The organism is uncultured Cohaesibacter sp. (genome assembly GCF_963556055.3).
Classification (GTDB): Bacteria; Pseudomonadota; Alphaproteobacteria; order Rhizobiales; family Cohaesibacteraceae; genus Cohaesibacter.
Window position 1 is genome coordinate 1 of record NZ_CAUVYE020000014.1, and the last position, 23,885, is coordinate 23,885.

The following is a 23,885-nucleotide window of genomic DNA, read 5'->3' on the forward strand; positions in this document are numbered from 1 at the left end:
ATTCTTGGCTCCATAGCTGATTGCAATGAAGACAAGCCAACGAATATGTAGCGAGCGAGTTCTTCCGACCATGACAAGGAATGCTGGACGACGTAGCGCATGAAGACCTGTATGGCCATGACGATCGTCATGGCGCAAAGTAGGAAAATGCTGAGATAGAGTTCAAATTTTTCTTCGATGATCCGCAGGATGGACATCGGAACCTCCTGAAGCGAGATGCCGAGTTTGCCTCATGATTTGACGGAACCTGCATTCAATCGAACAGCAGCAGAAAACCCTCAAATATGTTGATTGCGCTCGACTTTGGTGGCTTGCGGATGCATTGATCACAATTCACCCGCAAGCAGTAGTTTATTGCATGATTTGATCAAGATAGTCGGGATGATCCATGTTTGATTTCACAAGATCGAAAATCTTGGCATCCTGAACAATCTTCTGCCATGCGGCTTTGTCTTCATCTGTCAGCTCAACAACGGTCGTGCCGGCTTTCTTGAACTTTGCCAGGATCTCTTTCTCCAGTTCCTGCGAGCGCTGGCGCTGGAAAGAGGTTGTTTCGGTGGCCGCCGTGCGCAGCAATTCCTGCTGTTCCTTGGTCAGAGACTCGAATTTTTCCAGATTGATCAGCATGGACATATGGCGTGTAGACATGCTGGGTCAGGGAAACATACTGCTGAACATCCTGGAACTTGTTGCCATCAATAATGCCTAACGGATTTTCCTGTCCATCGACGGCACCCTGTTGCAGGGCAGTGAAAAGCTCGACAAATGCCATAGGTGTTGGATTGGCCCCGAAAAGCCTTCCAGGCGGCGAGGTGTACCTGATTTTCCATGGTGCGGATTTTAAGGCCTTTCGTGTCCTCTGGGAGTTTTTACCGCAACCTTGCTGTTGGTCAGATCGCGGAAACCATTTTCCCAAAAGGTCAGGCCGAGTACACCTATTTTCCCTCATACCTTCCAGGATTGCTTTCCCCGTAGGTCCATCTAGCCGTTCATAAAGCCTGGGCGGGGTTGAGAAACAGGAATGGTGCATCAAAGAGATAGAAGTCTTTATAAACCGTCGCCATGTTGCTGGTCGAAATCACGGAAATGTCGATATCGCCAAACACAGTGGTTTCCGCCATCACGCGATCATCACCCAACTGATTGTCAGGGAAATAATTGATCTTGATTGAACCGGCGGAGCGTTCTTCAACGATTTTCTTGAAAAGCTCCCCTGCCTCTTTGGCTGAAGGGTTGGTCCCGTTGCCAAATTTAAGCGTAACATCGCCAGCAGAAGCCGAACATGTCATTCCTCCCGCCATGGCGATCATGGCCTGCCAGGGCTAATCCGAGCATCCTTTTCATACTACTTCTCCTATAAGTAAGTTGAATTTTCCATGCCAAAACGCAGAACCAAGAGATCTCCTCCATCAGGTTTTGACATCTGGAACCAAGCCAACAGCCACCGCAAAATCAAAGAGTCCAACAGGGGCTGTGTTATGAAGCTGACGTGCTCCCCTTATTCCGAAATATTCGAGAGCCAGTCCATATCTTTCCGCAAGATGGTCGGCACCGATGATAATGAGGGGAGACTTGGCCTCGATCGCCTCCGCCGCAAATCGGCGCGCATTGCAGACTTCGTGCCCGATAAGAAGACCGGACAGAAAATCGTTCAGGACATCCTTGTCGATTTGTCCCATCAGACCGCATGTTCTGGTCGCAAAAAGCAAATGGGTAAGATCGCTGCCAGCTGCCTGATCAGAGACCTGAAGTCCCCTTTTGAAGGCATCTTCAGCGGCAATTCTGCGATCCGTCGTCTTTTCGACCATGAGGCGCCCCAAGATGGAATGGTGGCGCAGGATTGAGAAAATCTCACCCGTCATGTATGTGGCGAAATTCATGATCCGGGCATTTTGAGTGATGATCCATTTGGAGTGCGTTCCCGGCAGGACCGCCAAAGAAGTCTCCCGTAGCTCCGGATGCAGATGAAGAGCTCCGGCGATCTGGATTTCTTCTCCCCGAATGATGTCGGGTGCCGAGCTTTCCGAGACTGACAAGACGCCAGGCGCGATGTGAATCTTCGAGTTGAAGGGACCGTCAAGTTCGATTGCCTGGCTGGCAAGCTTGGTCACATCAGCGGGGCAATCAACGTAAGGCGCTTCTCTCCATCCCTGAGCGCTGCCAACCATTCCTCCGGCAACGACCGGCAAGCCCGGAAAGTGCGTCAGCCAATCGGAACAGAGATCATTGAAGGCTTGCTCAAATCCACGAGCACCCGGCGCGGGCAAATTCTGAATTCCGTGGTCACTGGACCGCTCTTGCAAAATTTCACGTCCGGACCCCATCAAATAGCCGCGTAAACTGGATGTCCCCCAGTCCAGGGCGATTAGAGAGGGTTTCACGATTGTCTGGCTCATCACGGTTGCCCAATTTCTCGCAAACCCCTCACCGAAGGGTACCAAACCCTATCGGTGAGAGACCTGGGAGGAACCCCTTATTCGAAAATTTGGAAATGCTGGAGATGCTTGTCCGAGATTTCAATACCCAGACCCGGAAGCTCGTCATCAAGATTGATCCTGCCGTTGACCGGCAGTGGATCTCCCTCGAACAGGTAGTAGAAGAGTTCGTTGCCCACTTCCACTTCATTGACCGGAAAGAACTCCGAAATCGGGCAATTGAGATTGGCCATGGTCAAATGGTAGTTGTGCATCATGCCAGCGTGCGGAATGACAGGCACCTGATGTGCCTCTGCCAACTGATTGACCTTTTGTGCTGCGGTAATGCCCCCAACACGGTTTGTGTCATATTGAATGACGCTGATGGCACCGGCATCCAGCAATTGCTTGAATCCGAACAAAGTGAATTCATGCTCACCACCGGAAATGGGAATAGGCCCTTTAAGATTCAGTTTTGCATAGCCCGCTATATCGTCAGGCAACACCGGTTCTTCCAGCCATCGCACATTATATTCAGCGAGCATCGGGATCATGCGCTCGGCATATTCCAGCGTCCATCCCATGTAGCATTCGACCATGAGATCGATGTCGGGACCAACGACATCACGCACGGTTCTGAGAAGCTCTATATTTTTGCGCATGCCTGATGGCCCGTCCAGAGGCCCCCAACCAAAGCGCAGCTTCATCATTTGGAAGCCCTGGTCGAGATAGCTTTGCGCCTCTTTGGCCAAACTGTCCAGGGGCTGACTGTAAAGCTTGGACGCATAGACCTGAATGTCCTTCTTGGTCCGCCCTCCCAGCAACTTGAAGACAGGCTTGCCGACAGCCTTGCCCATGATATCCCAGATCGCGATGTCAACCGCAGATATAGCAGCCATTCCAATGCCCTTGCGCCCCCAAGCCATGGTGCTTCTGTACATGGCTTGCCAAATGGCCTCGAAATCAAAAGGGTCGCGTCCGATTGCTATTGGTGCAAGATACTGATCGATGATTTCCTTTGCAATCTTGGGTGCGAGTGCACAGTTGCCAATTCCGACTATGCCGTCATCGGTTTCGACCTCACACACCAGCCAGTCATGAAATCTGAACGATCCCATCGTGTCCGACAAACTGTTTAGCGCATCCATTGGATTGACGCTCAAATTCGGACGAGCTGGAGCGGTGGGTCCAGTCCATCGGTAAACTTTCGAGCGTATTGCTTTAATCTTCATATCTTTTCCGATCTTCAATGCTTGGGCTCTGCACTTCTGAGCAAGTGTCGCAAGACGAAGCTAGAACGAAGGGGAGGGTGCTGCTGTTGTGGAGGATCTCCATTTGCCCCAATCAGTATTGCCAGCAGAATGAGGCAAGCTGATTTGGGCGAGAAACCATGCCCGGCAACTCTCCCGCTTCGGCAACGGGCTTGGGTTGTTTGATGCTCGCAAGATAGAGAGAAAATATTTGTCTAACAACTTGGTATTATTACATATGTATACAATTGGTTATTAGACAAATAGATTTGAGGGATGAAACCGCTTCGGATTCGAGGAAAAAATGAGCGCTGGCAAAATACCCACCATGAGTAGAACCGAGATTCCTTCAACAATTGCGATGGATATTGCCAATCAGATCCGGTCGGGAATTTTGGTGGCGGGAGATAAGCTTCCGACAGAAAAACACCTTAGTAATCAATATTCTGTGAGCAGAACGGTTGTGCGGGAAGCTATTTCCCGGCTCAAGTCTGACGGTCTTGTTGTCTCCCGTCAGGGAAGTGGCGTTTTTGTTTCCACCAATGAAATGCGAAATTCTTTCAAGATCGACAACAGTGACATGAGCCGGTCGGATGTGTTGGCCCTGTTTGAATTGCGTCAAAATATCGAGGTTTCCGGGGCGCGTCTGGCTGCTGCGCGACACACGTCCAAGGACATAAAGGCCATAAAGCAGGCGCAAGAGGCCATTATTCTGGCCAAGCCTTGGAGTGAAGATGAGGTTCGTGCCGATCTTGATTTTCATTACGCCATCGCATTTGCAACCCAGAATAGCTATTATGCTGATTTTATGGCGTTTTTGGGCAGTGTCCTTTATGAAAATGTGAAGGCCGCGCGTATTGAAAGTGGTGATCCTCTCATCAAGAAAGTGACCGTAGAGGAGCATGAACGCATATTGCAGGCCCTGTTAAGGCGCGATCCTGAAGCGGCTGGCAGCGCAATGATGAGCCATTTGCAAGGGGCTATAGCGCGTATGGCGCACGAATGAAAAATTAAACTGACAAATTATTGGGGTCATGCGTTTGTCTTGAATTTGTCAGTTTAATGTGAGGGGGCGTATTTCGGGCCTATTTCACAAGAGCCAACAGGTTGGCCCGGCGGGCAATGCGCCCATCCTTTCTGCAACATTCATTTCATGATGAGAAGTCTGTTTCCAATCCTGCCGGGACGGCAGCTTGGCGGCACTCGACATTTTCCAGAACAAATCGCTTGAGTGCGCTATTTGCCTTGGACAGGTATTTTCCTCTCTTCCATGCAAGACTCAGTTCAACGTAAATCGGCTTCTCCAGCGGGCGGGTCGTGATGAGTTCTTCGTCTCTGACGCCCGATTCAAATATCGGAGAAATGCCGTAGCCCTGGCGAATGATATTCTTGATGAGGGGCAACAACTCGCTGGTAAAGGATATTTTCGGAACCACATTTTCAGTTTTGCTGATCTCTTCAATCAGCATCCTGTGATAATGGCTGAGAGCCAAGTCATGGGAGAGCAATTCTCTGGCGCTGATAGAGGAATTGGAAGCCAATGGATGATCGATCGCCATGCCAATAACGATTTCTTCGCGCAAGATGATTTCGTGATCGAGTTCAGGTGTAAGATACTGGCTGGCGACAACACCAATGTCCAACTCGTTATTGAGCAATTTGTCTCTGATATTCAGCGTCATGTCATCAACATCATTAATCTGGATATTGGGATATTTATGCCGGAAAGCCATCAGGATTGGCGGGAAAAAATAGGAGCCGATCATGCTTGGCATGCCGATTGTCACTTCCCCGACCGCCAACTCGCCAAGATATTTCATGGACAATTTGGCATCCTCAGCTTGCTGTAGGATCTGGTTACAATGTTGCAGAAATTCCAGACCTTCAAACGTTGGTGTCACGCCATTTTCCTTGCGATGCAGTAACTGGGTGTCAAGCTCGTTCTCCAGTTTCTTGATCGCCATGCTGACCGCTGGCTGAGCAACATGCAGGAGCTTCGCCGCTCCCGTAATCGACCCGGTTTTGGAAATTGCCGCGAAATAGACCAATTGCCTCAATTCCATAGCCACGCACTCCCTTACAAGTCTCTGATTCTTCTAGGCATAAACAAAATATTGTAGAGGCATAATTTATATATATTTTATTTATGATCAAGTATGAATTAGCTTTGTCTCGTGAGGAATAGAACGCCCGGCCAAATAAAGACCGGGTCTGGATAATAAAAAGAGCTCGGCGGGAGGAAAACGCTTATGTTCAAGGGAGTCAGCGCAAAGGCTTTCTGTCGCAGTTTGGAACCGACATCATGATGATGAGCGTGTTCAAAGACTAACCATCCAATATACGCATCCGCTTTAGTTGGCGTCATGGAATTCAGCGTCATCCGGAACGCATTGTTCTGGTTTGCCGTGCCTCTATGCGCAGCTGTGAGTAAGGAAACTTGGAAATGACAACAAAGACGACAGAAACACTCGTATCTCAAAGTGGCAAGGTGAAACTGAATGCAAGTCCGCGCGGATGGAGCATTCTGTTCATGTGCCTGGTGGCCTATTTTATTTCAGGTGCACTCAATACCGATGGACTGAATATTTTCGTGAGCGCGCTTAGCAGCGAACGAGGTTGGGCAAGGTCGGACATGCTGGTCTGGTCGACCTATGGCGGATGGATTGGTCTCATCTGTGCCTATTATTTCGGAGAAATCACCTCACGCTTTCAAAAAGGCGCTCAATGGGTGATGGTTGGAAGCCTCGTTGTTTCAGCCATCGCCTTCTATTTCTACGGCAATTCAGACAATTACACCATTTACGCAATTTGCGTGATGGCGTGCTCAGCCATGAGCCTTGGCTATTCGTTCGTCGCCGTCAACGTGATCCAGACCAACTGGTTTCCGAAGAAAAAGGGGTTGGCACTCGGGATCTCGACCATGGGCTTCCCGATTTGCACAATGATGTTCCCGGCAATTGCGCACAATCTCATCCATGCAGTGGGGCTCGAGGGCATGTTTACGGTCGTGGCGATTTTCGTGGCCCTGTTTGCCGTTGTAGCATTCCTGTTCTGCAACAGCTCTCCAGAGGAAGTGGGACAATATCCGGACAATGAGAAAGTCAGCCAGGAACAATATGCAAAGGACAAATTGGAAATAGCCACCTACCAAAGCCCCTGGACCGTCAGAAAACTGGCGCGTGAAAAAGTATTCTGGTGCGCCAACATCGGACTTGGACTGATGTGGATGGTGACCGTTGCCATTGTCAGTCAGTTGGTCGCAAGGCTTGTTGGTGCCGGATATGAACGCGGTGCGGCAATCGGCATGCTCTCCATAATGGGATTCTTCGGGATTTTCGGGTCTTATCTGTGGGGCTGGATCGACCAGAAAGTGGGAACCAGGAATGCTGGCCTGCTATATTGCACATGGTACGCCATTGCTCTGGTTCTGCTGATCTTCATGGCAAACGAGATCGTGATCTATCTGGCTGTCTTCATGGTTGGTGTCTCGGTTGGAGGCATCGGCAACCTGATGCCTTCAATGACAGGAACCATTTTTGGCCGGAAAGACTTCGCAGCAGCCAACAAACTGGCCAGCCCGATCCAGTCGGGCATCCGGTCCTGTGCCTTCCTGTTTGTGGCAATGAGCCTGAAAATCACAGGCGATCTGACCGGTGCCTATATTGGTTTGATTGGCATCTGTGTCCTCTCGTTTCTTCTGATTTCACAAGTCAAACCAATCAATGAACAATAGAGGAATACTGAGTATGACTTTGTCTGAGTTTGAAAGAACCAGGCCGTACGCCAAATATTTTGATCTTCCATATCCCGATTTACCCGATGAAGTCATCGAGAAGATGTCGAGCCCCATGGATCCTTCTTTGGCACTCCGGCTTGATGACAGAAACAAATTGCTTGACCCCGGCTACATGCCGGGGGAAATCGGCTATTGCATTATGCCGGACGGCAGTGGCTACATCGCTTCCCTGACCAAAATGCCGGGTGTCACATTGCAGATGCTTGAATGGTGGTTTGCCTGGCACGGTATTGAAAGTCTGCGCTACAAGATCTGGGATCCGAGAGATCACTACAAGGCCAGAGTTGCTCCCGAACATTTGGCCAGGCGACTCGACAATTCGCTGAGCTGGAAAGAACGCAACTGGAATACATCGGATTTCGTTGTTGAGAATGTCGGTGATGGAACCCTGGCGCTAAGAATTTCGTTCCGCTCGCCGGAATCATTCGGATTTGACATGCAAAGGTTCAATAGTCTCCCCGTGACGGCCATTTGTGCACATTCCGGTCCTCCCCAATGGGATATTCCGAGAACCACCTTCATCCATTTTGCGCGCGAAGTGGAAGGTGGCATCGAGCTCAGGAGCCGCTTCTGGCTGGGTTGGATGATCGTCAATGGTCGGGCCGTGCGGACAGATTTTGAAGTGGATGCAACGCGAGTAAAAGGGCTGTCCAATCATTCGCCTCAGGAATTCCATCGCCTTGCAGCCATGCTGCCAGCGCTTTGCAGAGAAAATCATGATCGTCAGGACAAGGCTGAAGACTTCGAGATGCTTGACTTCTGTAACGCCTGACCCCTGATCTGCTTCCCCCAGATGTGGCAACTTCTGGTCCTTTGATACCCCAGTTTCACAGCATCACAAGAGCCACAAGACGTCTCCTCTCGACAAGGCAGCATAGGTCGAGAGGGGATTTCCGTTTTCGAAAAGCCGGTGTCCAGACCGCGATCTGGCACAAGTGGAAAATCAGTTTCTGACCAACATGTCGATAAGGCTGGGGCCAAGATTGTCGTCTATCAAGCGGCAATCGGCGAGGAGATCCCTGTCGCACAGAAAGAACAGCTCAATTGCAACAGGGCTATTCTGAGGAGGGCGTCATCAAAAGGCTGGTATCCATTATCTTCCGCCAGAGGTTCGTGGCTGTCGGAGAAGAGAAGACTGGACGCAAAAAGGGCGTGTGCCGCAGCCGTGCGACTTCTGGCCTGATCACCGTCCGCGCTCAAGGAAAGGCGCGGAAGGTGAACTTTCTGAAGATGGCCTTGGTGCCTTCTCCGGTCGCATAGATGGCCGGTTTGAGCATTTGAAACCCGCCGGACACATTATGGTGATAGCCCGACACTTCCATTCCGCGATCAAAACGCTGCCAAGTCTCCCCGTTTGACGAAGTGTAGATACTCACAATATGGCGCTGATTGCGCAGGCGGACAAAGAGCCGCAAGCCATATTCGTGCTGAACGCGGGTTCTTTCGCGTCCGTATTGATGCGTCACGAAATGATCTTCGCGAACGCCGATTCCGCAATAAAGGCTGCTATTGTAGAAAAGCAGCAATCCCGCCCCACCTTCTGGCTCGATTTCGATCTCGCAATCGACCTGATAGGACTGGTCGCCAACGATACAGGTCAGCGGCGATGAATTGCTTGGAGCCGTTCCCCGTCCTGCCAGTTCCAGCGCGCTATTGTGATAGCGCATTCGTTCCTTTTCATCGGGAGCGGGATTGAAGAAACACCATTGAATGCCATATTTGTTGATGAGGAAGGTGTCTGACAGCGGGAAGCCATGAGGCCTGTCGATTGTCCTTTTTGCGGCAGGAAGCGGCACGGGAAGCGGTGCAGACAGATCGTCGCCACCAAATTCCGGCCAACCGTCCTCTGTCCAGTAAACCGGTGCCAGCAGCGTTTGCCGTCCCAGGGTCCAGAACCCGTTTTCGTATCCGTGCAGAACCGACCACCAGTCTCCATTTTGGAGAGAGACAAATGTTGCATGGCCTCTCGACCACCATTTTTCTTCGATATTCTGCGTTCGGACCACCGGATTTCTGGGGTGATTCTCCCAAGGGCCGTGAATGGACTTGGACCGTGCGACGATCACCATATGGCCTGTCGGAGGCCCCGCCGTGCCACCAACTGCGGAGATCAGGTAGAAATAGTCGCCATGCTTTGCGATCTTTGGCCCTTCCTGCGCATAGCCCTCCACATCCCAGTCATCGGGGTAACGCCAGCCATCATAGACATGTTCCGCCAGTCCGACCGTTGCAAGCCCGTTGTCGGACAGGCGAATGCGATCGCCTCGCGACAAAAAGAGCCATCGGGATCCATCCTCGCCAACAGCATGACCGGGATCGATATGGGTCGGCAAGTGCAGGTCGATTGGATCCGACCAGGGCCCCTCGATATCATCGGCCCATATCACCCAGTTTGTCTTTTTGCTCGAGGGGGATGAGGTCGGCTTGGTGGCGATGTAAATGTAAAACCGACCATCATGCTTGATCAGCTCGGGTGCCCAGACGGACCCCACATTCTGGTGCAGGGCCGAGGTGAGAGGTTGCCAGTTGATCAGGTCACGCGAATGCCAGATCGGTAGACCCGGATAGGTCTCGAACGTCGAGTAGGTGAGGTAAAAATCATCCCCGTCGCGAAGAATGGACGGATCAGGGTGATCCCCCGATAGGATCGGGTTGAGAAAAGTACCATCGCCTTGATCTGCTTTTCTTTGACCTTCAAATCCGGGGGATTGCCTCCCGGAAAGGGGTTGATTCATGACGAATGCTCCCATTTGTTATTGACCTGCCCTCACGCCGTTTCATGCCACATCATGAAGCATCGCGAAATAGTCTCCACACTCTGCGTTGACTGGTTCAGAGCGGAAAAACAGGTTTGTTTGATATGCTACACTCTTTCTGCAAACAGGCAATCAGCAGATTTTTCACCTTCATTCCACCCCTTGAAGACATGGTCGCAACATTGAAAATATCTTTTTAATATCAGCTATTTGAGATTTTTTCCGCCAGTTGGGTGCTCATGTCTGTGCAGAGGGTAAAACCCGAAAGCTTGGCATTTCCGATCACGTCACGCCCGACCCCGAGGCGCGCACTCGTAATATAGAGATTATTGAGGTCTCCGCCTGCAAAAACAAGCCCTGTCGGATGTGGGACCGGCAAGGGCAAGACCTCCTCGATCTCTCCGGTTTCGGAAAGGCAAGCGATCCCCCAGCCATCCTTGAGTGCGATCCAGACCTGATCATGCTTGTCCATCGTCAGGGCACAGGGGTTTCCTGACCCCCTTGGAATGCGTCCCAGTATCAGCGGAGCATCGCGCCCTCTTCTCATCTGATAGATCAGGCCTTCGTCCCGGCTGAGGGCATGCAGAAACTTCCCGCTGTGACTCCAGAGCATGGCGTCGATTTCCCGCGAGACAGACCAGTATTCGACAAAGCCGCCATCAAAGGAAAGAGTCCCGATCCTTGTCTGATCATCCTGATGCTTGCAGGCCCAGAACTGACCATTCCTTGCAATACAAAGCGCATGATACTCTTTCCAATACGGCCGATCGATCTGCTGGCACCCGACATCGACTTCCGCATGATACCAACATCCTTCGCTCACAATCTCGATGCCGCCTTGGCTGACAGGGACCACCTCGACAATCGGTCCTGGCAGGATGCCAATCGGCTGCGGATCTTCACCCATTTTCATGGCGTAAACGGTCGGGGCCAGTCGATCGACCCAATACATGCAGTTTTCCGCCTCGATCCATTGCGGCTTGTCGCCATAGAAAAGAGCATCTCCAAGCGGAGTTACTGAAACTTCAGAGCTATGCTCTGCTCGTGACTTGTGATTTTGCACCAGAAGACTGATCGCACGCCCTGTCTCCATCACTTCCGGGGCTAGCTGCTCTATCCTTTCCTTTGTCATGCGATAGGTCGGCCCGGCTATGCTGATCGACGCCACGGCATTGCCATTCACATCCAGAATTGGCACACCAATACAGCGCATGCCTCTCACATTTTCCTGATCATCAACGGCAAATCCACGCTGTCGGATGATGTTGAGACTGAGCCTGAGAGCATTCTTCTCGACAATCGTGTGCGGGGTTCGCTGTGTCAGCTCGAGCGTCGAGAGCATATGCTCCTGTTGCTGAGAGGGCAGAAAGGCCAACAGGGCTTTGCCCTGACTGGAGCAGTGCACCGGGTTGGTCCCGCCGATATCACCGGCCGATCTGTTTGCATGGGTGCCAAGAGACCGTGCAAGAGAAACCATTTCATGCCCGATCAGCGTTCCAAGATAAGTGGTCTCACCTGTAATTTCGCGTAGTCTGCGCAATTCATCTGCCGCTATGCTGGCCAGATCCTGCTTTGCCCAGACATTCTGCGCAAGATCAAGGAAATGAAACCCCAACAGAGGACCGGCGCACCCCTGTTCCATACGAATGAAACCGCGTGCATTCAGGGCCGCAATGATGCGATAGACCGTCGATTGAGGAAGTCCCGTGCGTTTGCCCAGTTCTCTGGCGCTGAGTTTTCCCGGTGCCGTGCCAACAAGATCAAGTATATCGCAGGCCTTGTTTATGAGCGCGGCTCCCCTGACATCCTTGCTCGAAGAGGATTTCAAGCCAACGGCATCGGGCTCCTTCCTGATCGTTTTTTCTTCTGGCTCTGTCGCCATGGACCCAACCTCACCTGTCAGCATAAGCGCTTTGTCTTTCACGTGAGAATAATCTGCTCTTGTAACTATTCCTATTCGACCAAAAAATAAAATTTGGAAAGCATTCTCACATCGTGAGAAAATCTCAAAAAGAAATTCACCGCAGCCCACCGTCACACCACTATGTGATTGACCAATTTCAACTTCTGAGCTGATGTTCCGGAGGTGCCGACGTTTGGTTTTTCATTGCTCCAGATGTGGCGCGAGGTCTGGAGGACAAACTCCAGGGCACTCATACAAAGATGGCGGCAACAGTTTGCAGCGCAGGTGTCAAGGTTCGGGAGAGATTGGTGAAAATCGAAAGAATAGACGTGACCTACTTTTCTTACGAAGCCCCAAAGGCAAAGAAAAGCCCGGTTGACACCATGGTTCAACACGCCTTGCTGACGCTGGTCTCATCCGATGGTCATGAAGGGTATGCTTTTCAGAGCCCGGATGTCATCCGCCCTGCGATTGTCAACGAATTCATTCGCCCAATCCTCCAGGGAGAGGATGCCTTTGCCCGCGAGATGATTTGGCAGGCATTGCAGCGCAAGCAACGTGGAAGTGCTGGCCGCATGACAGACAAGGCGCTCAGCTGTGTCGATCAGGCCATGTGGGATTTGGCGGGCCGTGCCCTGAACCAGCCGGTGCACAAGCTGATCGGACAATACCGCGACAAGGTTCCGGCCTATGCAAGCATTGCCGGTGGCGACAATATTCCCGGTAGTCTGGCGACACCTGAGGATTATGCCCGATATTCGGTTGAGCTGGTGGCCAAGGGCTACAAGGCGATCAAGCTGCACAGCTGGACCCCTTCCATCAACGAACTTCCTGATCGCAAAAGAGAAGTGGCGGCATGCAGCGGCGTGCGCGAGGCCGTAGGGCCGGACATCGTGCTGATGCTGGATGGCTATCACTGGTACAGCCGCAAAGACGCTCTTTATATCGGTCACGCCCTGGAAGAGCTTGACTTCCTGTGGTTCGAAGAACCCATGGAAGAGGCAAGCATGTCATCCTATGCGTGGCTTTCCGACAAGCTTTCCATTCCGGTGATCGGTCCTGAAACAATGACCGGAAAATACCACACCCGAGCCGAATGGGTCCGGGCCGGGGCCTGCGACATCCTTCGGGCAGGCTTCTTGCGCTCGGGAGGATTGACCCCGGTTCTCAAGACCGCCCATCTGGCCGAAGCCAATGGCATGAATTGCGAGTTGCATGGCAGCGGTGCCGCCAGCGTGTCGCTGCTCATGTCGATTCCCAACTGCGAATATTACGAGCGAGGGCTGCTGCATCCTGCGAGCGACTATGATCGCCCGCCACCTTATCTGAATGCCACCGCAGATCCCATGGACAGAGAAGGTTTTGTCCATGCCCCCACCCGGCCGGGTTTGGGGGAGGATATCAATCTGGATTACATAAAGGCCCATAAAATAAAGGAAATTTGAGGAGGTACTATCAAGACCATTGGGAAGTCTGAAGTGATTTCCCAGTTAACCGAAACGAATGATCTCTGGGAGGAGATCGGGAGGATATAATGAATTTGAAGACTCTGCTTCAGGCAGCAGGTTTGGCCACAGTGATGGCCATGACGCCGTTGGCTACACAAGCGGCGACTCCGAGTAACCAGCTCGTTGTTGGCGTCTCTCTGGTTACCATGGTTTCCCTTGATCCGGGCGCAATGAGCGGCCGCCAGTCCGTCGAGGTCAACACCAACGTCTATGACACGTTGATCACCGCCGACTCGGCCCAAAAGGGTGTTTTTCACCCGAGCCTTGCCACGAACTGGGAGCTTAACGAAGCCCGCGACGCCATTACGTTCCATCTGCGCAAGGATGTGAAATTCCACTCCGGCAATCCGCTTACCGCGAAAGACTTTGTTTTCTCGATGAAGCGGGCCATGGAACTCGGTATTGGCGGCTCCAACGTTCGCGTCTTTGGCTATAACAAAGACAATATCGACGCCATGATCGAGGCTCCGGACGACTATACGGTCATCGTCCATTTTCCAAAGCCAACCGACCCCAACCTCATTCTGGGCGTGATCGCTGGCAAGGGCGTTTGCATGGTCATCGATAGCAAACTCGCCATGCAGAACCAAAAAGATGGTGACTATGGCCAGGCTTGGTTGACCACGCACAGTGCAGGCTCAGGCCCGTACATTCTGGACCGCTGGGACGCCAACAGCATGGTCATTCTGAACCGGAATGATGCCTATTGGGGCGGCAAACCGGAGATGAAACGCATCATCTACCGTCATATGCCGGAAAGCCAAACCCTGCGTCTTGCCCTCGAACAGCATGACATCGATATTGCATGGGGCATGTCGGTTGCTGACCTGAAAGCGGTTCAGAAAGACGAAGAGCTGGTTACTGCGAAAGTCCCGAGCGGCCATGTCTTCTATCTTGCCATGAGCATGAAAGACGAAAAATACGCCAAGAAGGAAGTGCGCGAAGCCGTTCGTCATCTGATCGACTATGAAGGCATCAATAACACCATTCTGCCTTTCACCGGCACGCTCTATCAGCGTCCGATTCCGGCAGGATTGCCTGGCGCTCTTCCAAATCCGATGTATAAGTTCGATCCGGATCTGGCCAAAAAGCTTCTTGCAGACGCTGGCTATCCTGATGGGTTCAGCACTTCCATCCGCGTTTTGTCCACCTCGCCATTCGTGAATGTCGCAACAGCACTTCAGGCATCGCTGGCAAAAGGTGGCATCAAGGCTGAAATCATGACCGGCAACGGCGATCAGGTCTATGGTCCTATGAAAGCCCGCAAATATGAAATGATCGTCGGCCGCGGTGGTGACCGCACCGGTGCCCATCCATATACCAGTCTGCTTTCCATCGTCTATAATCCGGACAACTCGGACGAAGCCAAACTCTACACCTTGCAGGCATGGCGCACATCCTTCCAGGATACGGCCATCAACGAAGAACTGCAAAAAGCACTTCTGGAGCCAGATGAGAAAAAACAGGCAGACATGTATGCCGATATCCAGAAACGCTTCGAGGAAGACATCCCTGCTCAGCAGATCATCTCCATGGCCTATGACACGGTTGTCTATCAGAAGGATGTCAGCAATTTCATCGGACATCCTTATCAGAACACCAGCTATCTTGAAGTAAAAAAAGAACGATAAGCCAGCTACCGGGGCGGTCTTCTGACCGACCCGGTTCCCATTGACCGCAGGGTCCGCAGGGACTGTGCGATCGCTCAGGAGTTCAGAAATGAAAATCCCCTCAATGCCGGGACGGGTCGGAGGTGTTATCAGATTTGTCGTTACGACGATCATAACACTTCTGCTGCTTGCAACCCTTACCTTCTTCCTTGGGCAAGTCATGCCGGTTGATCCGGTTGCCCATCTGGTAGGGCCCGATGCCGATTATGAAACCTATCACGCAACCTATCTCCGACTTGGTCTGGATCAACCGATCTGGGTGCAGTTCAAGCTCTATCTCGGACGTATTCTGACAGGCGACTTTGGCACTGCCTTTCTGACCGGCAATTCCGTTCGTGCGGATGTCATTCGTGTTTTCCCTGCAACGATAGAACTGGGCACACTGGCTGTCATCATCGGGGCTGGCCTTGGCATTCCCCTGGGCGTGTTGGCTGCTGTCCGCCGCAACCGGCTTTCTGATCACATCATTCGCGTACTAACCCTGCTTGGCCACTCGGTTCCGATTTTTTGGCTGGGCATGATGAGCCTTCTGCTTTTCTATTCCCACCTGCACTGGGTCGGCGGTTCAGGGCGTGTCGATATCTTCTATGAAGGCATGGTCCCAACCCGCACGGGCCTGCTGCTGATCGATTCCGTCATGGAAGGCGACTGGGAAGTCTTCGAAAGCGCGGTTCGCCATATCATTCTGCCTGCCGCCGTGCTCGGGTATGCCTCCATGGCGTCTCTGTGCCGGATGACAAGATCCTTCATGCTCGAACAGCTTGGCCAGGAATATATTATCGCAGCGCGCGTCAAGGGGCTTTCCAACTGGCGCGTCATCTGGGGGCATGCCTTCCGCAATATCCGGGTGCAACTGCTTACGATCGTGGCGCTGACCTATGCGGCCATGCTCGAAGGTGCTCTGCTCATCGAGACAATCTTCTCATGGCCCGGCTTTGGTCAGTATCTCACGCATAACCTTCTCATGGGCGACCTGAACGCCATGATGGTTTGCGTCCTTCTTGTCGGCCTGATTTTCATTACGCTCAACATCATCACAGACCTTTTCTACAAGGTCTTCGACCCGAGGACCGCACGATGACCTCGCAAATAACAACCGCAGAAGACTTGCAGGAACAAAAAAAGAAGAAATCCTTCCTGCTCAGAACAGCCCGCTCACCCAGAGAGGCACTGTTGCAGCGTGTGGCGCTCGGCTTTCTGGAATTTACCTCCAACAAGCTGGCATTGATCGGTGCATTGATTGTCATTGGCCTCATCATTGTTGCCATTTTCGCACCGACCATTGCGCCCTTTGATCCCAATGAACAAAATCTTTCCATAGCCCTACAGGCGCCTTCGTCGGCCCATTGGTTCGGTACCGACGAATATGGTCGGGATATTTTCAGCCGTATCGTCTTTGGCTCAAGGATCACGCTCTATATCGTGACGCTGGTTACGGTGACGGTCGGCCCGATCGGCTTGGCAATCGGAGCGTTCTCCGGCTATTACGGCGGCATTGTCGACGTTATCGTCATGCGCATCACAGACCTGTTCCTCTCGTTCCCCAGCCTCATCCTGACACTGGCCTTCGTGGCCGTGCTTGGTCCGGGGCTTGAGCAGGCCGTGCTTGCAATCGCCCTCACTGGCTGGCCTCAGATTGCCCGCCTTGCCCGCGTTGAAGCCCTGACCATTCGCAAGACAGACTATGTTGCAGCCTCCCAGCTACAGGGTGCGTCCGATTCCCGGATCATCTTTCGCGACATCATTCCGATGTGTCTGCCAAGCGTAGTCATTCGTGTCACGCTGAATATGGCCAGCATCATCCTCACAGCGGCGGGGCTTGGCTTCCTCGGTCTGGGTGCCCAGCCACCGGCGCCCGAATGGGGCGCCATGACCTCCACCGGAAGACAATATATGCTCGATAGCTGGTGGGTCGTAACTTATCCCGGGCTGGCCATTATGGTCGTCAGCCTTGCCTTTAACCTCTTTGGCGATGGATTGCGTGATGTCCTTGATCCCAGAAGTAACTGATCACTCCCCTCTTATCGAGGTCGAGAATTTGTGGGTCCGCTACAAGATGCGCCACCTCACAATGAACGCTGTCCGAGGTGTTTCCTTCCACCTCGGGCGGGAGAAGCTGGCAATCGTGGGGGAGAGCGGATCTGGCAAGTCGACGGTTGGTCGCGCCTTGCTCCAGCTTCTTTCGGACAATGCCGATGTGACAGCTGATGTCATGCGCTTTGGTGATTTTGACCTCAGAACGGCGAGTGAAAAGCAGATGCAGAAAATTCGGGGTGCGCATATCTCGATGATTCTGCAAGATCCGAAATATTCGCTCAACCCCGTCATCACCGTCGGAGAACAGATTGCAGAGGCCTATCGTGTACACACCAGGGCCAGCCGCAAGGAAGCCAAGGCCCGCACCATCGAGATGATCAAGGCCGTGCAGATCCGCAATCCTGAAAGGGTCTATGATCTGTATCCGCATCAGGTTTCGGGCGGAATGGGACAGCGCATCATGATTGCCATGATGCTGATCGCTGAGCCGGACATCATCATCGCGGACGAACCGACCTCGGCACTTGATGTGACCGTGCGGCTTCAGATCTTGGCCATTCTGGACGATCTGGTTCAGGATCGGGGCATCGGCTTGATGTTCATCAGCCACGATCTCAATCTTGTGCGCTCTTTCTGCGACCGGGTGATCATTATGTATGGCGGCCAGATTGTTGAAACGATCGCCGCCAAGGATCTGGATAAGGTGCAACACCCCTACAGTCAGGGACTGTTGAATTCCTTGCCATCTCTGGAGCATCAGCGTGAATTCCTGCCGGTTCTGGATCGTGATCCGGCATGGATGCAACAGATGGAGGTCAGAAAATGATTGAATTAAGCCATCTTGATCTCAGTTTCGGAGAAGGGTCGAGTGCCCAACAGGTCCTCTCTGACGTCACATTCAATGTGCTGGACGGTGAGGTTTTCGGCCTCGTGGGTGAATCCGGTTCAGGCAAATCAACCGTGCTGCGCTGCATCGCCGGGCTTTACGATCACTGGACAGGCACCATCACGGTCGATGGCCATCCGGTCGATAAAAATCTCGGCAAGGAGCATTACCGTAAGGTGCAAATGGTTTTTCAGGACCCTTACGGGTCTCTGCATCCAAAGCGATCCATCAATTCGGCCTTGATTGCTCCGTTGCAGATCCACAAGATTGGAGATGAAGACAAACGCATTAACGAGGTCCTCGATCAGGTCGGCCTGCCTCGTTCCTCTCGTTTCCGCTATCCCCATCAGCTTTCGGGTGGGCAACGCCAGCGTGTCGCCATTGCACGCGCTTTGATCCTTGAGCCTCAATTGATGCTTCTGGACGAACCCACCTCGGCACTGGATGTTTCGGTACAGGCCGAAATCCTCAACCTGCTTGTCCAGATCCGCAAGGAACGTCATCTCAGCTATGTCATGGTCAGCCATGATCTTGCGGTGATCACCCATCTTTGCGATCGGCTGGCAGTCATGCGTCAGGGCTGCATCGAAGAGGTTCTGAGCAAGGAGGCCTTGCTCACTGGCAAGATGAAAGTGGATTACACCAAAACCCTCTATGAGGCCAGTCGCAGCTATGACCGGGCCATGGCCAACCAGTTGGAAACAGCCTGAGACAACAATCGAGACCGGAGCTTAAGGAGAAGAAATATGAGCGACCAAGCCAAGCTATATCAAGCCGATAGTCTTCGGTCCTTTGCCAGGGAACTATTACAAGCTGCCGGCTTGTCGGCCTCCCTCAGTCCGTCTGTTGCTGCGGTTCTCGTTGAGGCCGATCTGATGGGACACGACACCCATGGCCTCGCGCTTTTGCCAGCCTATCTGGCCTCGGCCACATCTGGCGGCATGACACTGGATGGAACGCCGGACGTCATCAGTGAAAAACCAGTGGCCGCTTTGTGGGATGGCAAGCTCCTTCCCGGGCCATGGCTGATAACGGAAGGCTTCCGACAGGCCATGGACAAGGCCGCAGACTATGGCACCTATTCTCTGGCCATTCGCCACAGCCACCACTCAGCATGTCTTGTGGCCTATCTGGGGCCGGTCATCGAGCGGGGAATGATCGGCCTGCTGACCGTGTCAGATCCATCAGAGCGGTGTGTCGCTCCTTTTGGCGGCTGCGCCCCGGTGCTCTCGACCAATCCGATGGCAATCGGCTTGCCTGCCGAAGGAGGGGCAATCATGCTCGACATGGCCACCTCTGAAACAACGAACGGCATGGTGAAACGGTTCTATACCGAGAATAGGCAATTTGAGCATGATTGGCTGATCGACACAGAAGGCAATCCCTGCCGAGATCCCGCCATCCGCTTTGCAGAAACGCCAGGAGCTATCATGCCGCTTGGCAACTTCTCTTCCGGCCACAAGGGCACCGGCCTTGGTGTGATGGTGGAAGCGCTTTCCCATGGCTTGTCCGGCAATGGACGCCATGTCGACCCGAAAGGCTGGCAGAACAATATCTTCCTGCAAGTCATCGATCCGTCCGCCTTTGCCGGATTTCCGAGCTTCAGTTCTGAAATGGGTTTCCTGAGCAGGGCCATTCAATCCTGCCCTCCTGCGGATGCAAAAAAGGGGGCTCCTCGCGTGCCCGGACAAAGAGGTCTCGCCATGCGTAAGGAGCGCCTTGGCAACGGCATCCCTCTGTCTGACACCATTCTGTCTGAACTTCTGCCATGGGCTGACAAACTTGGCGTTTCCGTGTCGGGGGTGAAATGAACGATATGTGGGCGCAAGAGCAATATATGACCGCTTCTGACGGAGTAAAAATTCACTTCCGGGACAGTGGTGGTTTTGGCATCCCGGTCCTGTTCGTCCATGGCTTTACCGCCAGCATTGGTGGTCAGTGGGGCAAGCCCGGGCTTATCGCAGGCATGCGTGAGAAAAACTGGCGAACCATTGCGTTCGATTTGCGTGGTCATGGAAAAAGTGACCGTCCCCATGGCTATGAATTCTATGCCGGAGACCGCATGGGGCTGGATGCTTTCGAACTGCTCGACTATCTCGGCATCAGCACGGCTCATATTGTCGCCTATTCCCTGGGTGCTCATATCATGACCTCAGCTTTGCAGGACCGCCAACACTGGGCGCAAACACTCTGTCTGGGCGGCTCTGCCGGTCGCTGGAACTGGTCTGAAGAACTGACCAGATTCAGCTATGAAGATGCGGATGAGCTGGAAACCGGCCATATCACCAAACATATCCTCAGGCAGATGCCAAAGGACAAACCCAAACCAAGCGCCGAAGAGCTTGAGGCCTTGTCAGTCAAGAAGCTTAAAGGAATGGATGCCGTGGCACTGGCCGGTGTCAAGCGCGCGATGCCCGATCAGGCGATCACACGCGAACAGATGACCCGGCTGTCTATGCCCATCTTGGGCATCGTTGGCACCAATGATCCTCAGCTAGCGGCATTTCGTGAATTGGCTTCCTTCCACAAGAAGGTTGAATTGGTGGAAGTTGAAGGAGCGACCCACGGCAATTGTCCGGGTCGAAAAGAAGCGCTGGACGCTCTCGACCGGTTTTTGAAAAGACATGATGAAAGAAAGGCCTGATGCGATGCGGCGTATCTTATTGACCGGCGCGGCTGGCGCTATCGGCAGTGTTCTCGCAAAACAGCTCCCGAAGGAAAATGAAATCTGGCGTTTGAATGATATCAAACAACTGGGCGAACCGGGTGCGGATACCATCGAACATATGTCAGGGGATCTGACAGACTATGATTTTGTGCTGGAGCTGTGCAAGGATGTCGACACGATCATTCATCTGGCAGGACAGCCGAAAGAAGGGCCATGGCCGAGCCTTTTGGGTCCCAATATCATCTGCTCGGCGAACCTTTGGGAAGCTGCCCGCGTTAATGACGTCAAGCGGATCATCTATGGCAGTTCCAACCATGTGAATGGCATGTATCCCACGACATCGATTCTGCATGGCAACGAGTCGACCCGACCGGACTCCCGTTACGGTGTCACCAAAGTGTTCGGAGAAGGGTTGGCGAGCCATTATTCAGACAAACACAATATTTCCACTTTCGTGATCAGGATCGGTTCCTTTCAGCTCAAGCCACGTTCGCTGCGAGAGCTATATACCTGGATATCACCAAGAGACATGTGCGCCCTTGTTCGTACCGGACTTGAAGCCAAATATCGACATGCCATTGTATTCGGCATCTCTGGCAATAGCCGATCCTGGTATGACAATTCGCTGGCTTTCTCACTTGGCTACGAGCCAACGGACAATTCAGAAGAGCATGTTGATTGCATAGCCAATCTGGTTGTTGATCCGGCCAATCCAATTGACATGCTTCAGGGAGGGGGATCGAGCGGGCGCGAATTCGAGGGAGACCTTCCATATCTGCTAAATCGAATGGCCGCGAGGGAATTATGAAAAGACTGTTTGTCTGTGTGAACTCGGTATCGGCTGATTTGCGTCTCTATGAACTGGACATGACGGATGACGCCAACTGGACGGTCTCAGAAGTGGGCCAACAGCCGATCCTCGGCGTGGAGGGCAATTCTGCCGCCATGTCGGCGACATGCTTTGGCGACCATCTCTACCTCGCCTGGCGCGGCAGCAACCCGGCAATCCTGACCTACAGAATGGATCCCGCCAAGCGCAGCTTTGACCTGATCGGGAATTTGCCCATCAAGGAGAGTTGCTGTTATCTCTCCACCAGCCAGGACGGTCGTTTCCTGTTGGCGGCGGGAGACGACAAGGCACTTTCTATTCGAATTTCCAGGACCGGCGTCGCAGAAGAGCTGATTTCCCGCACCCATCTTGGCTCCATGGCGCATTGTCTCATTGTCCATCAGGATCGCGCTTTCGGAACGGCCTGCCGCGATGACCTGTTAAGAGCCTTCTCCTTTGATCGGGAAAAGGGCACACTGACGGAAACCGGCAGTCTTGCCTTCCCAAAGGAAAGTGGCCCAAGGCACATTGCCATTGCCCCGGAAGGCGACAGGCTGTTTGTCGTTACTCAGGAAGGTGGCTCTGTCGCAGTCATCTCGACAAGCGACGTCTCCAGACTGTCTCACAATGTGAAACTGACCCGGGATGACACGGAGCCGCTGGCTGGAGACATAGCCATTTCGGAAGATGGACAGTTTCTCTTTGTTACCGAACGGACAACCCAGTCCATCTTTTCTCTTCGGGCAGGCAATCAATCCCAGGCACCGAGCCTGATCAGCCGGACTGTCTCCCCCGAACATGCGCGCGTTGCGTGCCTGTCTGAAGATAACAGCTTTCTGATCGCCCTCGGCTTCAGGGATCAGACCGGTCGCGTCTATGCGGTGGAATCAGACGGTAGCCTGTCACAAAAGGTCGATTTCTCAACGGGAGACCGGCCAAGCTGGGTACTGGAGCTGTAAATCCCGCCGCATCAGGCAGGTCATCGGATAATCAGCCAAAGCATAGCTGCATAGGAGAGAGGAAAGTCCGGATGCGCATTATTGATGTCAAAACCCACCTTCTGGAGCATCGCCTTGACGTCGCTTTCGAAAGCGCCACCATGCGTTTTGACAGGCGTATCCACCTGCTTGTTGAAGTCATCTGCGACAACGGCCTTGTCGGTTGGGGGGAAACACTCGGGCCTGCCCTGCCAAACAGGGCCATGGTAGAAGCCTACAAGCCCTTTCTGATCGGCTGCGACCCGCTTGAAACCGAGAAGATTTGGGCCACGCTCTATAATGCCCTTCGCGATCAGGGCCAGCGCGGCATCACGATCACTGCCCTTTCGGGCATCGACATCGCCCTTTGGGACATCAAGGGCAAGCATTTCAACGCTTCCATCTCGGTGCTGCTCGGTGGCCGTTATCGTGAAACCGTGCGCGCCTATGCCACCGGCAGCTTCAAACGCGATGGAGTGGACCGCGTGGCCGACAATGCCGAGGAAATGGCAGGACACGCCGCCGCCGGATTCCATGCTGTCAAAATCAAGATCGGCTTTGATCCGCGCGAGGATCTTGACGTCATCCGCGCGGTGCGTGAGGCCATTGGACCGGACGTCCGGCTGATGATCGATGGCAATCACGGCTACAACGCTTCCGAAGCGATCATGGTTGGTCGCGCTGCCGCAGAGTATGATATCGACTGGTTCGAGGAGCCTGTGGTGCCCGAACAACTGGACGCCTATCGTACCGTGAAGGCCGGGCAGCCCATTCCTCTGGCCGCTGGCGAGACATGGCATACCCGCTGGGGCATGCATGAACCCTGTGCCACACGAGCCATTGACATCATTCAGCCCGATCTTTGCGGTTGTGGCGGCTTCAGTGAGGCCACCCGCATCGCCACCATGGCTTCTCTCTATGGCATACGAGTGGTGCCTCATGTCTGGGGCACAGCGGTTCAGATCGCCACCGCGCTTCAGTTCATGGCGGCACAAATCCCCGACCCTGTGCGCAACCGGCCGCAGGAACCGATCATGGAATTTGACCGCACCGAAAACCCGTTCCGGCAAGCCGTGGTCAGCAAGCCGCTTGAGCATACTCATGGTATCATGACAATCCCCGATGGTCCGGGGCTGGGCATAGAGATTGACCGAAACGCTCTTGCCGCTTTCAAGATGAAGGAGCAATAGA

Annotated in this window: 22 protein-coding genes and 1 pseudogene; 14 read left to right on the plus strand and 9 right to left on the minus strand. The window is 53.1% G+C overall.

All coding sequences use genetic code 11. From position 1 onward, the window contains the following. From ACHZB8_RS12505 to ACHZB8_RS12530, 6 genes and pseudogenes are all read right to left on the minus strand, one after another. Positions 1 to 197, minus strand: a 197-nt coding sequence (locus tag ACHZB8_RS12505) for a TRAP transporter small permease subunit (RefSeq protein ID WP_316860786.1), incomplete at its 3' end; no start/stop codon positions are given. A 154-nt stretch (positions 198 to 351) separates the two neighbouring features. Continuing rightward, complete coding sequence (locus tag ACHZB8_RS12510) at positions 352 to 648, minus strand: hypothetical protein (RefSeq protein WP_316860787.1); 297 nt, start codon at positions 646 to 648, stop codon at positions 352 to 354. Between the two features lie 40 nt (positions 649 to 688). Further along, a pseudogene (locus ACHZB8_RS12515) lies at positions 689 to 1,030 on the minus strand (hypothetical protein); the annotation flags it as partial. Beyond that, on the minus strand, positions 990 to 1,289 hold the full coding sequence (gene dctP / locus ACHZB8_RS12520; RefSeq protein ID WP_316860789.1) for a TRAP transporter substrate-binding protein DctP: 300 nt from the start codon (positions 1,287 to 1,289) through the stop codon (positions 990 to 992). The gene dctP and the pseudogene ACHZB8_RS12515, both read right to left, overlap by 41 nt. A 120-nt stretch (positions 1,290 to 1,409) precedes the next feature. Beyond that, positions 1,410 to 2,396 (minus strand): 2-dehydro-3-deoxygalactonokinase, encoded by a 987-nt coding sequence (locus tag ACHZB8_RS12525; protein WP_316860791.1) that lies wholly within the window; start codon positions 2,394 to 2,396, stop codon positions 1,410 to 1,412. A gap of 77 nt (positions 2,397 to 2,473) precedes the next feature. Beyond that, on the minus strand, positions 2,474 to 3,646 hold the full coding sequence (locus tag ACHZB8_RS12530) for an L-rhamnonate dehydratase (RefSeq protein ID WP_316860793.1): 1,173 nt from the start codon (positions 3,644 to 3,646) through the stop codon (positions 2,474 to 2,476). Positions 3,647 to 4,025: 379 nt separating this feature from the next. Between ACHZB8_RS12530 and ACHZB8_RS12535 the strand changes: the two genes are divergently transcribed. Beyond that, the gene (locus ACHZB8_RS12535; RefSeq protein WP_316860852.1) at positions 4,026 to 4,670 is read left to right on the plus strand and encodes a FadR/GntR family transcriptional regulator; all 645 of its coding nucleotides are present in this window, start codon (positions 4,026 to 4,028) and stop codon (positions 4,668 to 4,670) included. A 145-nt stretch (positions 4,671 to 4,815) separates the two neighbouring features. On the opposite strand, the gene ACHZB8_RS12540 is transcribed toward ACHZB8_RS12535, so the two are convergent. Continuing rightward, the gene (locus ACHZB8_RS12540; protein WP_316860795.1) at positions 4,816 to 5,727 is read right to left on the minus strand and encodes a LysR family transcriptional regulator; all 912 of its coding nucleotides are present in this window, start codon (positions 5,725 to 5,727) and stop codon (positions 4,816 to 4,818) included. 380 nt (positions 5,728 to 6,107) lie between these two features. Between ACHZB8_RS12540 and ACHZB8_RS12545 the strand changes: the two genes are divergently transcribed. Next, the gene (locus ACHZB8_RS12545) at positions 6,108 to 7,397 is read left to right on the plus strand and encodes an MFS transporter (protein ID WP_316860797.1); all 1,290 of its coding nucleotides are present in this window, start codon (positions 6,108 to 6,110) and stop codon (positions 7,395 to 7,397) included. A 13-nt stretch (positions 7,398 to 7,410) separates the two neighbouring features. Next, the gene (locus tag ACHZB8_RS12550; protein ID WP_316860799.1) at positions 7,411 to 8,232 is read left to right on the plus strand and encodes a DAPG hydrolase family protein; all 822 of its coding nucleotides are present in this window, start codon (positions 7,411 to 7,413) and stop codon (positions 8,230 to 8,232) included. A gap of 424 nt (positions 8,233 to 8,656) precedes the next feature. On the opposite strand, the gene ACHZB8_RS12555 is transcribed toward ACHZB8_RS12550, so the two are convergent. Further along, entirely contained in the window at positions 8,657 to 10,195 is a 1,539-nt protein-coding gene (locus ACHZB8_RS12555) for a family 43 glycosylhydrolase (protein ID WP_316860801.1), read from the minus strand. A 223-nt stretch (positions 10,196 to 10,418) separates the two neighbouring features. Further along, positions 10,419 to 12,098 (minus strand): IclR family transcriptional regulator C-terminal domain-containing protein, encoded by a 1,680-nt coding sequence (locus ACHZB8_RS12560; RefSeq protein ID WP_316860803.1) that lies wholly within the window; start codon positions 12,096 to 12,098, stop codon positions 10,419 to 10,421. A 329-nt stretch (positions 12,099 to 12,427) separates the two neighbouring features. Between ACHZB8_RS12560 and ACHZB8_RS12565 the strand changes: the two genes are divergently transcribed. From ACHZB8_RS12565 to ACHZB8_RS12615, 11 genes are all read left to right on the plus strand, one after another. Then, positions 12,428 to 13,564 (plus strand): enolase C-terminal domain-like protein, encoded by a 1,137-nt coding sequence (locus ACHZB8_RS12565; protein WP_316860804.1) that lies wholly within the window; start codon positions 12,428 to 12,430, stop codon positions 13,562 to 13,564. Between the two features lie 89 nt (positions 13,565 to 13,653). Beyond that, on the plus strand, positions 13,654 to 15,258 hold the full coding sequence (locus ACHZB8_RS12570) for an ABC transporter substrate-binding protein (RefSeq protein ID WP_316860805.1): 1,605 nt from the start codon (positions 13,654 to 13,656) through the stop codon (positions 15,256 to 15,258). An 88-nt stretch (positions 15,259 to 15,346) separates the two neighbouring features. Beyond that, entirely contained in the window at positions 15,347 to 16,378 is a 1,032-nt protein-coding gene (locus ACHZB8_RS12575) for an ABC transporter permease (protein ID WP_394706189.1), read from the plus strand. Then, positions 16,375 to 17,307 (plus strand): ABC transporter permease, encoded by a 933-nt coding sequence (locus ACHZB8_RS12580; RefSeq protein ID WP_316860807.1) that lies wholly within the window; start codon positions 16,375 to 16,377, stop codon positions 17,305 to 17,307. Before ACHZB8_RS12575 ends, ACHZB8_RS12580 begins: the two co-directional genes overlap by 4 nt. Further along, positions 17,282 to 18,160, plus strand: a complete 879-nt coding sequence (locus tag ACHZB8_RS12585; protein ID WP_316860809.1) for an ABC transporter ATP-binding protein — start codon at positions 17,282 to 17,284, stop codon at positions 18,158 to 18,160. Before ACHZB8_RS12580 ends, ACHZB8_RS12585 begins: the two co-directional genes overlap by 26 nt. After that, entirely contained in the window at positions 18,157 to 18,930 is a 774-nt protein-coding gene (locus tag ACHZB8_RS12590) for an ABC transporter ATP-binding protein (protein ID WP_316860811.1), read from the plus strand. The genes ACHZB8_RS12585 and ACHZB8_RS12590 overlap by 4 nt, the downstream gene beginning before the upstream one ends. A 36-nt stretch (positions 18,931 to 18,966) precedes the next feature. After that, positions 18,967 to 20,031: an Ldh family oxidoreductase gene (locus ACHZB8_RS12595; protein WP_316860812.1), complete on the plus strand. Its 1,065-nt coding sequence runs from the start codon at positions 18,967 to 18,969 to the stop codon at positions 20,029 to 20,031. Further along, positions 20,028 to 20,864: an alpha/beta hydrolase gene (locus tag ACHZB8_RS12600; RefSeq protein ID WP_316860814.1), complete on the plus strand. Its 837-nt coding sequence runs from the start codon at positions 20,028 to 20,030 to the stop codon at positions 20,862 to 20,864. Before ACHZB8_RS12595 ends, ACHZB8_RS12600 begins: the two co-directional genes overlap by 4 nt. After that, on the plus strand, positions 20,845 to 21,696 hold the full coding sequence (locus tag ACHZB8_RS12605) for an NAD(P)-dependent oxidoreductase (protein WP_316860816.1): 852 nt from the start codon (positions 20,845 to 20,847) through the stop codon (positions 21,694 to 21,696). Before ACHZB8_RS12600 ends, ACHZB8_RS12605 begins: the two co-directional genes overlap by 20 nt. Beyond that, complete coding sequence (locus ACHZB8_RS12610; RefSeq protein WP_316860818.1) at positions 21,693 to 22,676, plus strand: beta-propeller fold lactonase family protein; 984 nt, start codon at positions 21,693 to 21,695, stop codon at positions 22,674 to 22,676. The genes ACHZB8_RS12605 and ACHZB8_RS12610 overlap by 4 nt, the downstream gene beginning before the upstream one ends. 71 nt (positions 22,677 to 22,747) lie before the next feature. Next, positions 22,748 to 23,884 carry a mandelate racemase/muconate lactonizing enzyme family protein gene (locus ACHZB8_RS12615; RefSeq protein WP_316860819.1) on the plus strand — a complete coding sequence of 379 codons (1,137 nt, stop codon included), beginning with the start codon at positions 22,748 to 22,750 and terminating at the stop codon, positions 23,882 to 23,884. Position 23,885 lies beyond the last annotated feature (1 nt).